At 64.4% G+C, this 11,705-nt stretch carries 14 protein-coding genes; 10 read left to right on the top strand and 4 right to left on the bottom strand.

Annotation, left to right across the window (positions count from 1 at the left end):
• Positions 1 to 54: 54 nt before the first annotated feature.
• From gap to DPM35_RS23575, 6 genes are all read left to right on the top strand, one after another.
• Positions 55 to 1,065: a type I glyceraldehyde-3-phosphate dehydrogenase gene (gap, locus tag DPM35_RS23550; protein ID WP_112129610.1), complete on the top strand. Its 1,011-nt coding sequence runs from the start codon at positions 55 to 57 to the stop codon at positions 1,063 to 1,065.
• 158 nt (positions 1,066 to 1,223) lie between these two features.
• The gene (locus tag DPM35_RS23555) at positions 1,224 to 3,113 is read left to right on the top strand and encodes a potassium/proton antiporter (RefSeq protein WP_245431623.1); all 1,890 of its coding nucleotides are present in this window, start codon (positions 1,224 to 1,226) and stop codon (positions 3,111 to 3,113) included.
• A gap of 161 nt (positions 3,114 to 3,274) precedes the next feature.
• Positions 3,275 to 4,471, top strand: coding sequence for a phosphoglycerate kinase (locus DPM35_RS23560; RefSeq protein WP_112129611.1), 1,197 nt, complete (start codon positions 3,275 to 3,277; stop codon positions 4,469 to 4,471).
• A 117-nt stretch (positions 4,472 to 4,588) separates the two neighbouring features.
• Positions 4,589 to 5,614, top strand: a complete 1,026-nt coding sequence (locus DPM35_RS23565) for a class I fructose-bisphosphate aldolase (RefSeq protein WP_112129612.1) — start codon at positions 4,589 to 4,591, stop codon at positions 5,612 to 5,614.
• A gap of 139 nt (positions 5,615 to 5,753) precedes the next feature.
• Entirely contained in the window at positions 5,754 to 6,494 is a 741-nt protein-coding gene (locus DPM35_RS23570) for a DUF899 domain-containing protein (RefSeq protein ID WP_112129613.1), read from the top strand.
• Positions 6,495 to 6,559: 65 nt separating this feature from the next.
• Positions 6,560 to 7,285 carry an SGNH/GDSL hydrolase family protein gene (locus DPM35_RS23575; protein WP_112129614.1) on the top strand — a complete coding sequence of 242 codons (726 nt, stop codon included), beginning with the start codon at positions 6,560 to 6,562 and terminating at the stop codon, positions 7,283 to 7,285.
• Positions 7,286 to 7,300: 15 nt separating this feature from the next.
• On the opposite strand, the gene DPM35_RS23580 is transcribed toward DPM35_RS23575, so the two are convergent.
• Positions 7,301 to 7,480, bottom strand: a complete 180-nt coding sequence (locus tag DPM35_RS23580) for a hypothetical protein (RefSeq protein ID WP_181592121.1) — start codon at positions 7,478 to 7,480, stop codon at positions 7,301 to 7,303.
• Between the two features lie 186 nt (positions 7,481 to 7,666).
• On the opposite strand from DPM35_RS23580, the gene DPM35_RS23585 reads away from it, so the two are divergent.
• The 3 genes from DPM35_RS23585 to DPM35_RS23590 all read left to right on the top strand — a co-directional run bounded on the left by DPM35_RS23585 (position 7,667) and on the right by DPM35_RS23590 (position 8,916).
• Positions 7,667 to 7,831, top strand: a complete 165-nt coding sequence (locus DPM35_RS23585; RefSeq protein ID WP_095767353.1) for a hypothetical protein — start codon at positions 7,667 to 7,669, stop codon at positions 7,829 to 7,831.
• A 206-nt stretch (positions 7,832 to 8,037) separates the two neighbouring features.
• Positions 8,038 to 8,178, top strand: a complete 141-nt coding sequence (locus tag DPM35_RS32525) for a hypothetical protein (protein ID WP_181592122.1) — start codon at positions 8,038 to 8,040, stop codon at positions 8,176 to 8,178.
• Positions 8,179 to 8,196: 18 nt separating this feature from the next.
• Positions 8,197 to 8,916 (top strand): helix-turn-helix transcriptional regulator, encoded by a 720-nt coding sequence (locus DPM35_RS23590; protein ID WP_112129615.1) that lies wholly within the window; start codon positions 8,197 to 8,199, stop codon positions 8,914 to 8,916.
• A gap of 71 nt (positions 8,917 to 8,987) precedes the next feature.
• Here DPM35_RS23590 and DPM35_RS23595 read toward each other — a convergent pair whose 3' ends face one another.
• The 3 genes from DPM35_RS23595 to DPM35_RS23605 form a co-directional block, all read right to left on the bottom strand.
• On the bottom strand, positions 8,988 to 9,686 hold the full coding sequence (locus DPM35_RS23595; protein ID WP_112129616.1) for a DUF1013 domain-containing protein: 699 nt from the start codon (positions 9,684 to 9,686) through the stop codon (positions 8,988 to 8,990).
• A 254-nt stretch (positions 9,687 to 9,940) separates the two neighbouring features.
• Positions 9,941 to 10,081: a DUF1127 domain-containing protein gene (locus tag DPM35_RS23600; RefSeq protein ID WP_095816751.1), complete on the bottom strand. Its 141-nt coding sequence runs from the start codon at positions 10,079 to 10,081 to the stop codon at positions 9,941 to 9,943.
• Between the two features lie 300 nt (positions 10,082 to 10,381).
• A complete protein-coding gene (locus tag DPM35_RS23605) occupies positions 10,382 to 11,392 on the bottom strand; it encodes an NAD(P)H-quinone oxidoreductase (protein ID WP_112129617.1) in 1,011 nt (336 codons plus the stop codon).
• A 110-nt stretch (positions 11,393 to 11,502) separates the two neighbouring features.
• On the opposite strand from DPM35_RS23605, the gene DPM35_RS23610 reads away from it, so the two are divergent.
• Positions 11,503 to 11,697 (top strand): DUF1192 domain-containing protein, encoded by a 195-nt coding sequence (locus DPM35_RS23610; protein WP_112129618.1) that lies wholly within the window; start codon positions 11,503 to 11,505, stop codon positions 11,695 to 11,697.
• Positions 11,698 to 11,705 lie beyond the last annotated feature (8 nt).

Below are 11,705 nucleotides of genomic sequence, written 5' to 3' on the forward strand. Positions count from 1 at the left end.
CGGCCGCTATGAAGCACCGGACCCCAATCGCCCCCAGTCCCTAGGGAGAAAACAATGACCGTCAGAGTTGCCATCAACGGATTTGGCCGCATCGGCCGCAACATCCTGCGCGCCATCCATGAATCCGGCCGCAAGGACATCGACGTCGTCGCCGTCAACGATCTCGGCCCGGTCGAGACCAATGCGCATCTGCTGCGCTATGACAGCGTGCATGGCCGCTTCCCGCACGAGGTGACCGTCGACGGCGACCAGATCTCGGTCGGCAAGGAGAAGTTCAAGGTCACGGCGATCAAGGATCCGAGCCAGCTGCCGTGGAAAGAACTCGGCGTCGACATCGCGCTCGAATGCACCGGCATCTTCACCGCCCGCGACAAGGCCGCCGCGCACCTCGCTGCCGGCGCCAAGCGAGTCCTCGTCTCGGCTCCGTCCGACGGCGCCGACCTCACCGTCGTCTACGGCATCAACCACGACAAGCTGACCAAGGACCACATCGTCATCTCGAACGCGTCCTGCACCACCAACTGCCTGGCGCCGCTGGCAGCCGTGCTGCATGAGACCGTCGGCATCGAGAAGGGCATGATGACGACGATCCACTCCTACACCGGCGACCAGCCGACGCTGGACACCATGCATAAGGACCTTTACCGCGCCCGCGCGGCAGCGCTGTCGCAGATCCCGACCTCGACGGGTGCCGCCAAGGCGATCGGCCTGGTCCTGCCTGATCTCAAGGGCAAGCTCGACGGCATCTCGATCCGCGTGCCGACCCCGAACGTCTCGGTCGTCGACCTCAAGTTCATCGCCAAGCGTTCGACCACCGCGCAGGAGATCAACGAAGCGCTGATCGCCGCCTCGAAGGGCAAGCTGAAGGGCATCCTTTCGGTCACCCACCACCCGAACGTGTCGATCGACTTCAACCACGATCCGCATTCCTCGATCGCGGCGCTCGACCAGACCAAGGTGATGGACGGCAACTTCGTTTCGGTGCTGTCCTGGTACGACAATGAGTGGGGCTTCTCGAACCGCATGGGCGACACCGCCGTTGCCTTCGGCAAGACCATCGCCTGATCGAACGCTCGCTAAGCGCTTTGAAACGCCCGGCTTCGGCCGGGCGTTTTTTATTGGCCGGCCGCGCCAAAAACCACGCTGTTGCCTTGCACTGGTCATGTCTTCGCCCCACTCTCCCTTAAATCGACAAATGAGAGGGACTTGAGGGGCACTGGCGGATGGAGCATGCGATCTATCTTGTGACGCTGGTCGGCACCGCGCTTGTCGTTGCCGCCGCGTTTTCGAGCCTGATCGCCTTCCGCTTCGGCGCTCCTTTGCTGCTGCTCTTTCTCTGCATTGGGCTTGCCACCGGCGTCGACGGCCTCGGCATCGAGTTCGACAATGCGCGGCTGGCTTATTTTGCCGGCTCACTGGCTTTGGCGATCATCCTGTTCGATTCCGGTTTCGGCACCCCGCTCAACGCTCTGCGGCAAGCAGCCGGGCCGGCGCTGTCACTGGCCACGATCGGCGTTATCCTGACCACGGGCATCTTTGCCGTCGCCGCCGCTTATTTTCTCAAACTCGACTGGCTGGAATCCTCGCTGCTTGGCGCCGCCGTCGCCTCGACCGATGCGGCCGCGGTGTTCTTCCTGCTGCGCGCCGGCGAGATCCATCTGCGCGAGCGCGTGCGTTCGACGCTCGAAGTGGAATCCGGCACCAACGACCCGATCGCGATCTTCCTCACCATCACCCTGGTCGAGATCATTGCCGCGCATGCAAACCCCGAGGCCAACGTGCTGGCCGCCAATCTCTTGCTCGGCTTCCTTGCCAATATGGGGCTCGGCGCCGTGATCGGCGTCCTCGGCGGCTTCGGCATCGTACGTCTTGTCGAGCGGCTCAATCTCGATCACGGCCTGCTGCCGATCTTCGTGCTGACGCTGTCGCTGATGGTGTTCGCGGCGGCCGGCGCGATCGGCGGCTCGGGCTTCCTCGCGGTCTATCTTGCCGGGCTGATCGCCGGCAATTCCGATATCCGCGCCGTCACCATCCTGAAGCGCTTCCAGGACGGCATGTCATGGCTGGCGCAGATCATCATGTTCCTGATCCTCGGCCTGTTCGCCACGCCCTCGCAGTTTCCGGCGATCCTGGTACCGGCGATCCTGCTAGGTCTGTTCCTGATCTTCGTGGCGCGGCCTTTGGCCGTCTGGCTCTGTCTGATCCCGTTCCGCCTGCCGCGTCCCGAGGTCGCCTTCGTGTCCTGGGTCGGCCTGCGCGGCGCGGTCTCGATCCTGCTTGCCATCACGCCGCTGCTCGGCGGCCTCGAGCATGGCCGCCTGATCTTCAACGCCGCCTTCATCATCGTGCTCGTGTCGCTGGTGGTGCAGGGCTGGACGGTCGGTCCGCTGGCGCGCCGCCTCGGCCTGATCGTCCCGGCGCGCCTCGGGCCGCTGGACAAGGTGGAGCTCGAATTGCCGGGCTCGGCCCACCACGAGCTGCTCGCCTATCGCGTGGCGCCTGGCAGCCCGGTGGCGCGCGGCGAGCGCATCCCGCGCTGGGCAAGGCCCTCGCTGGTGCTGCGCGACGGCCGCTCGATGCGCTTTCAGGACATGGGCCGGCTCGCCGCCGGCGACCAGGTCTATATCTTCGTGCCGGACCGCTACCCACGCCTGCTCGACAAGCTGTTCGCCAGCCGCGCCGTGGTCGATCCCGAGGATGCCGACTTCTTCGGCGCCTTCGCCGTCGATCCAGCCCGCTCCGCGGCGGAGCTGGAGGCCGCCTACGGGCCGGGCCTGACGGAGACCGAGCAGAAGCTCACCGTTGCGGCACTCGTCACCGAGCGGCTCGGCGGTCGCCCCGAATATGCCGACCGCGTGGTGATCGGGCCGATCGAGCTGATCGTGCGCGATGTCGACGAGAAAGGCAGGATCACCGGCCTCGGCCTGTCCTTCGAGCCGACCGCGCCGGTCGCGCGCGTGCCGGTTTTCCTGAGCGCCGGCGAGATCGGCGACCGTATAGCCGCCATGATCCGCAACTGGCGCAGGCCGGCGGAACAACAGGCGGTCGGGGACGTGCCGATCGACAGCGTGGCGCCGCCGCCGGACGGGCAGAAGGCAACCGGCGAAGGCTGATGTCTCACGCCGACATCATTTTTGCGCGCGCGCCGTCAACGCGACCCTTGCATCGTCCTTCGCGCCGGGTAAGGTCGCCCGCGTTTTCGCTAAAGCAATTCCGGAAAAAGGTGGGCGATTTTCCGTCCGGGAATGCGTCAAGGCAGTAGGAAGGAACGACCATGGCCGGCTTCAAGACACTCGATGATATCGGCGCCGTCAGCGGCAAGCGCGTCCTGGTGCGCGTCGACCTCAACGTTCCCGTCGCCGACGGCAAGGTGACCGACGCCACCCGTATCGAGCGCATCGCGCCGACCATCGCCGAGCTCTCGAAAAAGGGCGCCAAGGTCATCCTGCTGGCGCATTTCGGCCGTCCGAAGGACGGCCCGTCGGCCGAGTTCTCGCTGGAGCCGATCGCCAGGGCGACGGCTGAGGTGCTTGGTCGTCCGGTCGGCTTCGCCGCCGACTGTGTCGGCGACAAAGCCGCCGAGGCCGTCGCCGCTATGAAGGACGGCGACGTCCTGCTGTTTGAAAACACCCGCTTCTACAAGGCCGAGGAGAAGAACGATCCGGCCTTCACGGAAAAGCTCGCGGCCAATGGCGACATCTATGTCAACGACGCCTTTTCCGCCGCGCACCGGGCACATGCCTCCACCGAAGGCCTGGCGCGTTATTTGCCGGCCTATGCCGGCCGGACCATGCAGGCCGAGCTCGACGCGCTGGAAAAGGGCCTGGGCAATCCGGTGCGCCCGGTGGTCGCCATCGTCGGCGGCGCCAAGGTCTCGACCAAGATCGACCTTTTGATGAACCTCGTGAAGAAGGTCGACGCGCTGGTGATCGGCGGCGGCATGGCCAACACCTTCCTGGCCGCGCGCGGCACCGATGTCGGCAAGTCGCTCTGCGAGCATGACCTTGCCGGCACCGCCAAGCAGATCATGATCGAGGCGGCGGAAGCCGGCTGCGCCATCATCCTGCCCGCCGACGGCGTGGTCGCCAAGGAATTCAAGGCTGGTGCGCCCAGCGAGACCGTTGCCATCGAGGCCGTGCCGGCCGACGGCATGATCCTCGATGTCGGCGCAAAGACCGTGCAGAGCGTCAACGACTGGATCGACCGCGCCGCGACCTTGGTGTGGAACGGCCCGCTCGGCGCCTTCGAGATCGAGCCCTTCGACCGCGCCACGGTGGCGGCGGCAAAGCATGCGGCCGCCCGCACCAAGGCAGGCAAGCTGGTATCGGTCGCCGGCGGCGGCGACACGGTGGCCGCGCTCAACCATGCCGGCGTCGCCGACGACTTCACCTATGTCTCGACCGCCGGCGGCGCCTTCCTCGAATGGATGGAAGGCAAGCCGCTGCCCGGCGTCGAGGTGCTGAAGCGCTAAACAGTCCGAGACCAGGCAGAGCCCGCACGGCTTTCAATCGATTCGCGCTTTCCGGCGTCATTCCTTTGGCGGTAATGTTCTGTTAGCGCGGAACAAACGCAGCATAGGAGAGCACCCATGAGCGAACGTCTCGAAGATATCGCCACCGCTATGGTGAGCGGCGGCAAGGGCCTTTTGGCCGCCGATGAGAGCTCCGGCACCATAAAAAAGCGTTTCGACGTCATCGGCGTCGAGTCGACCGCCGACAACCGGCGCGATTATCGCGAGATGATGTTCCGCGCCTCCGATGCGATGTCCAAATACATTTCCGGCGTCATCCTCTATGACGAGACCATCCGTCAGAAGGCTGCCGATGGCACGCCGCTGGTGGACATCATCAAGGCGGCCGGTTCCATTCCGGGCATCAAGGTCGATCTCGGCGCCAAGCCCTTGGCCGGCTTTCCCGGCGACACCATCACCGAAGGCTTGGACGGATTGCGCGAGCGGCTTGCCGAGTATTACAAGCTGGGCGCCCGCTTCGCCAAATGGCGCGCGGTGATCGATATCGACACCGGCAAGGGCGTGCCCTCGACCAATTCGATCGCCTCCAACACCCATGCGCTGGCCCGTTATGCCGCGCTCTGCCAGGAGGCCGGCATCGTGCCGATCGTCGAGCCGGAAGTGCTGATGGACGGCGCCCATTCGATCGACACCTGCTACGACGTCACCAAGGCGACGCTGGTCAAGCTCTATGACGAGCTCTACGCGGCGCGCGTCGTGCTGGGAGGCTCGATTCTGAAGCCCAACATGGTCATCTCCGGCAAGAAGTCGGGCAAGACCGACAGCCCCGAGGAAATCGCCGAAAAGACGATCAAGCTGTTCCGCGAAGTGGTGCCGGCGGCGGTGCCCGGAATCGCCTTCCTCTCCGGCGGCCAGGAGGATGAGGAGGCGACCGCCAACCTCAACGCCATCAACGCCATCGGCCCGCATCCATGGAAGCTGACCTTCTCCTATGGCCGCGCCCTGCAGGCCGCGCCGCAGAAGGCATGGAGCGGCAAGGCCTCGAACATCGCAGCCGGCCAGGCGGCCTTCACCCACCGCGCCCATATGAACCATCTGGCGGCGCTCGGGAAATGGCAGCCGGCGCTTGAAAAAGCCGCCTGACGTTTATCCGTCTCGTTCATCGACAACCCGGGCCAGTGGCCCGGGTTTTGTTTTTTGCAGGCCGCACTCCTACCTGAAGCAGCGATGTCGGGTCGCGCCCATGTCGAACGTCCTTGGCAGGAGAGGACAGGAGATGGTCATGCAACGCAATGCCGTGGTTTCACGCGAGGACTGGTTCGAAGCGCACCGAAAGCATCTTGAACGCGAGAAGGAACTGACAAAGTTCCGCGACCTTGTTGCCGCCGAGCGGCGACAGCTGCCCTGGTTCAAGCTGCGCAAGGATTATGTCTTCGAGAGCGAAGCGGGGCCGAAACGCCTTGGAGACCTCTTCGCCGGCAAGAGCCAGCTCATCGTCTATCATTTCATGATGACGCCGGGTTGCGACCATCGTTGCCAGGGCTGCTCGTTCCTCGCCGACCATATCGACGGCGCCAACCAGCATCTGAAACATCACGACGTATCGCTGGTCGTCGTTGCACGCGCGCCGCTGGCCGAGATCCTGCCTTACAAGCATCGCATGGGCTGGAAGTTCGACTGGGTGTCGTCCTACGCGTCGGATTTCAACTTCGACCTGCAGGTCTCCTTCACCGACAAGCAGATCGCGACCGGCGACACCACCTACAATTTCGAGAGGCGTCCGTTGCGCTCGAAAGACCTGCCCGGCACCAGCATCTTTTACCGCGACGGCAATGGCGACATCTTCCTCACCTTCCTGTCACGGGCCCGCGGCGGCGAAGCGCTGATCGGCGCCTATCATTATCTCGACATGACGCCGAAGGGTCGCGGCGAGACCGGTCCGTATCACAACCTGATGGACTGGGTACGCCTCCACGACGAATACCAGGACAGGGACGAGTGCCGGCCGGACTGCTGTACGTGATCGATCTCGTTCACCTCGGCTGAGACATGCGCTAATGGCTTGCGGGTCACGCCAATGGAACCGCCATGCAGCGCCTGCTTGCCCTCCTCACCTGGCTCGCCTTCCCGGTCTATGTCTGGCAGGGCCTCGGCGTGCGCCGGCGCACCACGCGCATGCTGCCGGCGCGAGGCCCGGTCCTGCATGAAATACCAGGCAAGGCGCCGCCCGTGACGTTGCTGGTTCTGGGTGATTCCTCGGCAGCATCGGTCGGCATCGAGCAATCCGAACACGGGCTTGCGGCGCGGCTTGCCGGCCTGATCGCCGAGCGAACCGGCCGAGCCGTGCGCTGGCGCGCCGCCGGCTTCAATTCGGCGACATCCGGCCAGATCCGCGACCATGTCCTGCCCAATTTGTCGGCCGACCCATGGACGCATATCGTGCTCGCAATCGGCACAAACGACACCAAGAACTTTCACTCCCTGCCCCGCTTCAAGAAGGAGTTCGGCGGCCTCCTCTACGCGCTGCGCGCCAAATGGCCGGAAGCGCGCGTGGTCTGGTCGCCGGTGCTGGAATTCACCCGCGCGCCGGCAATGCCGCCCTTGCTGGGCAGGATCCTCGAAATCCGCGCCACGGAAATGAACCGCATGGGCGTGCGGCTCTGCAACGAGCGCGGCGCCGTGCCCGCCTCGCGCCTGCCGATCACCAACCCGGAAGCCGGCTTCGCTTCCGATGGCTTCCACGCTTCAGAGGCGGGCTATCGCGCCTGGGCGGAGCATCTGCTGGATTTCGTGCTGGGCGACGAAGCAGCCTAACCGGGTCGGCCTCGTTTAAGCCCAGTGCCCCAGTACCGCCGCCAGCGAGATAGCAAGCATGGCGAGCAGCGCCAGCTTCCAGAAATCGCCGCGCCGCTTCAGCCCCGGCCATCCCAGCGGCTTGATGATCTGGATCAGCATGATGCCGCAAATGACTAGGGCGAGTAGTTTCGTCATGCCGCCTTTGACCAGCATCGATGGCGGCTGTCAAAGCCTTCTTAAGGCGGCTTCCAGGCAAGGCACTCCTGACAGAAATGGGGTTCATCCGGGCCCCGCGAGGGGCACCGCGCCGCCTTCTTCCCTACCCTGCCAGCCTCCTGACAGACTGCTGTCAGGAGGGGTGTGAGATACTCTTCTCATCGAAAAGAGAGGAGTGAGGTCATGAACGGTTTTACCATTCTGCGCAGCGTGCAGCACTATGTCGGCAGGATCCGCACGGTGCGTAACGAGATTCGCACCCAGCGTTTCCTGAACACCTTGCCGGCGGATATCCGCAAGGACATCGGCTGGCCGGATCTTTACCAGGGCCGCGTGCGCGAAAACTGAAATTTTGGCACGGCGACTTGGATTGCGGCGCTGTCGCGCCCAGATGTTATGCGGCCAGTGATGTTGAGTTCAGGGAAAGAAGCCTTTGTTGCCGATAGCTTCACCACAGCCTCCTGACAGTATGCTGTCAGGAGGCATACTGTAATTGGAGCGGCTTCGATCCTGACAGCAACGAACATGAACCGACGATCCGGAGTAATCCGCGTATGGTGAAAAGCTGGAACGACAGGCTGAGCACGCCGGGCAGCAACGGCATCAGGCCGTCGCCGCGCACGGTCGGCGATGTCGTTGAAGGCCAGTCGATGCTGGTGCCGACCGCGCGCAGGCGCGAAGGGCTGAAGCCATAAACCCCGGGGGAGAAATCGATGCGCCGCGCCGACAGGCTTTTTCAGATCGTGCAGCATTTGCGGGGTGGCCGGCTGGTCACCGCGCAGAAGCTCGGCACGTGGCTCGAGGTTTCCGAGCGCACCATTTACCGCGACATAGCCGACCTGCAGTCGACCGGCGTGCCGATCGACGGCGAAGCAGGCGTGGGCTACATGATGAGGGAGGGTTTCGACCTTCCGCCGCTGATGTTCACACGTGACGAGATCGTGGCGCTGGTTGCCGGCGCCCGCATGGTGCGCGCCTTTGGCGGCGCGGCGATGGCAAGAGCCGCCGACGAGGCGCTGGTCAAGATCGGCGCCGTGCTGCCCGACGCCGAGAAGGACCGTATCGCCCGCACCGAGATCCACACGCCGATGTGGGTGGTGAGCGACGCCGCGCGCGAGGCGATCGACCTGATCGAGCGCGCCGTCGAAAAACGCCAGGTGCTGACCATCGAATATTCCGACGAGGCGGGGCGCGGCACCGCGCGCGACATCAGGCCGCTCGGCCTGTGGTTCTGGGGCAAGGTCTGGACGCTCGTCGCCTGGTGCGAGATGCGCGACGATTTCCGCGCCTTCCGCATCGACCGCATCGCCTCGGTCGTCATTGCCGGCCGCATCTTCAAGCCGGAGCGCGGCAAGCAGCTCGCCGATTTCTACCGCGCGGTCGAGCGCTCGGAGGACTACGGCATGGCGCCCGACCGCGCCGCGCGGACGTGACTTCCTCCCAAGCCATTGTCCAACAAAAAAGCCCGCTCGAAGCGGGCTTTTTTGTTGAGTGCCCGAAAGGCTTACTCCTGATCGTCGCCTTCGGCCTTGTCCTTCGACTTGAGCGCCGAAAGCTTGGCGAACACCGCGTTGGCGTCGAGCTCCTGGTCCTCGTCTTTCGGCTTCTCCGGCGCCGGCACCAGCCGTTCGGTGAGTGCGGCCGGCAACAGCGTGTCGCCGACGGGCTGCGGCTGCTCGCGGCCGCGCGAGGCGCGGTTGACTTCGAGGTCGAGGTCGATCTGCGAGGTGAGGCCGAGCGTCACCGGGTCCATCGGCTGCAGATTGGCCGAGTTCCAGTGCTTGCGCTCGCGGATCTGCTCGATCGTCGACTTGGTGGTGCCTACGAGACGGGCAATCTGCGCGTCCTTGAGCTCGGGATGGTTGCGCACCAGCCACAGGATGGCGTTCGGCCGGTCCTGGCGCTTCGACAGCGGCGTGTAGCGCGGGCCCTTGCGCTTCGATTCCGGCACCCGCACCTTCGGCTCCGACAGCTTCAGCCGGTAATTGACGTCCTTCTCGCCGCGCGCGATCTCGTCGCGCGTCAGCTGGCCGGTGATGATCGGGTCCATGCCCTTGATGCCTTGCGCCGACTCGCCGTCCGCGATCGCCTTGACCTCCAGCGGATGCAGGCCGCAGAACTGCGCGATCTGCTCGAAGGAGAGCGCGGTGTTGTCGACCAGCCAGACGGCGGTCGCCTTGGGCATCAGCAGCGTATTGGCCATATCAAAAATCCTTCTCGTTCGCCCGCGTTCCCGCGCGGGCGGTGGTTTTAGAGCCACCAAAATGGGAAATTCGCGGCCTGTATAAACGCTCCCTCGAAATTTCGCAATGTTTTTGGGAAGAGCCCGATTCAGGGCCCTGAAAAGACAAAACCCGCTGGACTAGGTCCAGCGGGCTTGGAACCGGAAACGAAGCAAGCGTCTCGACGGCTCTAGCTTGCCTGTCCAGCCCGGCCTTGCGACCAGGCTGGTTTTGATTACACCGCCTGGCGGGCGATGCGCTCGATGTCGCCACGGCTGATGCCGAGGTCGTTCAGCTGGCGGGCATTGAGCTTGTTCAGCTCACGCACGGTCTCGTTGTACATGCGCCACTTACGGAAAGCACGGATCGGGTTCATTTCAGTTTCTCCAGTCATTTGATGAAATCGTTTGATGCCGCGTAAATAGGCATGCCTGCCCAAGAATTGAACGGACGCTTTTGCATGGCCGCAATGCGTTTTGTGCATTGCACCATTAAGGCTTCGTTCAGCTTGTCACGCAGGAAGAGCGCGGAGCCAGGATGGGTCGAGATTCAGGTCAGGCCGAGCCGAAAACAGATGAGTCCGAGAACCGGAGCGGAGCGTACTTAACGTACGCGAGCAGCGGAAGCACAGGACACAACTGTTTGCAGGCCGGCCTGACGTGAATATCGGCCCATCCTAGCCGACGTCGAGGACGATCTTGCCGATATGCTCGCCCTCTTCCATCCGCTCATGCGCCCGCCAGGCTTCGGTGAGCGGAAAGATCATGTCCATGACCGGGGCCACCTTGCGCGTGCCGAGCAATGGCCACACCTGGGTCTCCAGCGCGGCCGCAATCGCCGCCTTGAACTCGACGGTGCGCGGCCGAAGCGTCGAGCCGGTGTGGGTCAGGCGCTTGACCATGAGCGTCGCGAAATTGGTGCTTGCGACAGCGCCGGCCTGCACGGCGATCTGGACGATGCGCCCCTCGACGGCCGCGGCTTCGTAGTTGCGGGCGACATAATCGCCGCCGACCATGTCCAGGATGACGTCGGCGCCCTTGCCGCCGGTCGCCTCCTTGACCGCGGCGACGAAATCCTCCTCGCGATAGTTTATCGCCCGGTCGGCGCCGAGCTTCAGGCAGGCCTCGCATTTCTCCTTGCTGCCGGCGGTGGTGATCACATAAGCGCCGAAGGCCGAGGCGAGCTGGATGGCGGTGGTGCCGATGCCGGATGAGCCGCCATGAACAAGCAGCGTCTCGCCCTTCTTCAGGCCCCCGCGCTCGAACACATTGTGCCAGACGGTGAAGTAGTTTTCCGGGACCGCCGCGGCTTCCGAATAGGTGAACCCGGCCGGGATCGGCAGCACGCTGCCGGCATGGACCTTGACATATTCGGCATAGCCGCCGCCCGGCGTCAGCGCGCAGACCCGGTCGCCGATGCGCCAGCGCGATATTTCGTCGCCGAGCGCCGCGATTTCGCCGGCCGCCTCGAGGCCGGGCAGGTCCGAGGCGCCGGGCGGCGGCGGATAGGCGCCCTTGCGCTGCTGGACGTCCGGCCGGTTGACGCCGGCCGCGTGCACCCGGATCAGCACCTCGCCTGGACCTGGCACCGGCACGTCGCGCGTTTCCGGCTTCAGCACCTTGGGACCGCCGGGCTGCGAAATCGCGATGGCCGTCATATTCGCCGGAATCTTTTGTCCGTTTGCCATGGCTTCCCGTCTCCTCGAATCCGTTGTCGCTGGTGGTTTGCATCGGCGCCCCCGCCCTATGTATGCTGATTGCCAAATCAGGCAAATGGCCAAGTAAGGGAGGAGCGACGATGGCGATCTTCGACGACGAACCCAGTAAGAAGCCGCGCCCGCACGAGATCGGCCAGGATCTGTCGCTGCTCTCCGTCGATGAATTGTCGGAGCGCATCGCGCTGCTGCGCGACGAGATCGCCAGGCTGGAAGAGGCACGGGCCGCCAAGGGCGCCACCAAATCCGCGGCCGAGGCACTGTTTCGTAGAGGATAGTTTCGCCG

The sequence above is a fragment of the Mesorhizobium atlanticum genome (assembly GCF_003289965.1).
Taxonomy (GTDB): domain Bacteria; phylum Pseudomonadota; class Alphaproteobacteria; order Rhizobiales; family Rhizobiaceae; genus Mesorhizobium; species Mesorhizobium atlanticum.

Excerpts from the sequence above, each read along its gene's own strand:
- DPM35_RS23585 (WP_095767353.1), top strand. The coding sequence starts at position 7,667 with ATGAACGGTTTTACCATTCTGCGCAGCGTGCAGCACTATGTCGGCAGG.
- DPM35_RS23575 (WP_112129614.1), top strand. The coding sequence starts at position 6,560 with ATGCAGCGCCTGCTTGCCCTCCTCACCTGGCTCGCCTTCCCGGTCTAT.
- DPM35_RS23560 (WP_112129611.1), top strand. The coding sequence starts at position 3,275 with ATGGCCGGCTTCAAGACACTCGATGATATCGGCGCCGTCAGCGGCAAG.
- DPM35_RS23610 (WP_112129618.1), top strand. The coding sequence starts at position 11,503 with ATGGCGATCTTCGACGACGAACCCAGTAAGAAGCCGCGCCCGCACGAG.
- DPM35_RS23590 (WP_112129615.1), top strand. The coding sequence starts at position 8,197 with ATGCGCCGCGCCGACAGGCTTTTTCAGATCGTGCAGCATTTGCGGGGT.
- DPM35_RS23600 (WP_095816751.1), bottom strand. The coding sequence starts at position 10,081 with ATGAACCCGATCCGTGCTTTCCGTAAGTGGCGCATGTACAACGAGACC.
- DPM35_RS23580 (WP_181592121.1), bottom strand. The coding sequence starts at position 7,480 with ATGCTGGTCAAAGGCGGCATGACGAAACTACTCGCCCTAGTCATTTGC.
- gap (WP_112129610.1), top strand. The coding sequence starts at position 55 with ATGACCGTCAGAGTTGCCATCAACGGATTTGGCCGCATCGGCCGCAAC.
- DPM35_RS23605 (WP_112129617.1), bottom strand. The coding sequence starts at position 11,392 with ATGGCAAACGGACAAAAGATTCCGGCGAATATGACGGCCATCGCGATT.
- DPM35_RS23595 (WP_112129616.1), bottom strand. The coding sequence starts at position 9,686 with ATGGCCAATACGCTGCTGATGCCCAAGGCGACCGCCGTCTGGCTGGTC.
- DPM35_RS23555 (WP_245431623.1), top strand. The coding sequence starts at position 1,224 with ATGGAGCATGCGATCTATCTTGTGACGCTGGTCGGCACCGCGCTTGTC.
- DPM35_RS23565 (WP_112129612.1), top strand. The coding sequence starts at position 4,589 with ATGAGCGAACGTCTCGAAGATATCGCCACCGCTATGGTGAGCGGCGGC.
- DPM35_RS23570 (WP_112129613.1), top strand. The coding sequence starts at position 5,754 with ATGCAACGCAATGCCGTGGTTTCACGCGAGGACTGGTTCGAAGCGCAC.
- DPM35_RS32525 (WP_181592122.1), top strand. The coding sequence starts at position 8,038 with ATGGTGAAAAGCTGGAACGACAGGCTGAGCACGCCGGGCAGCAACGGC.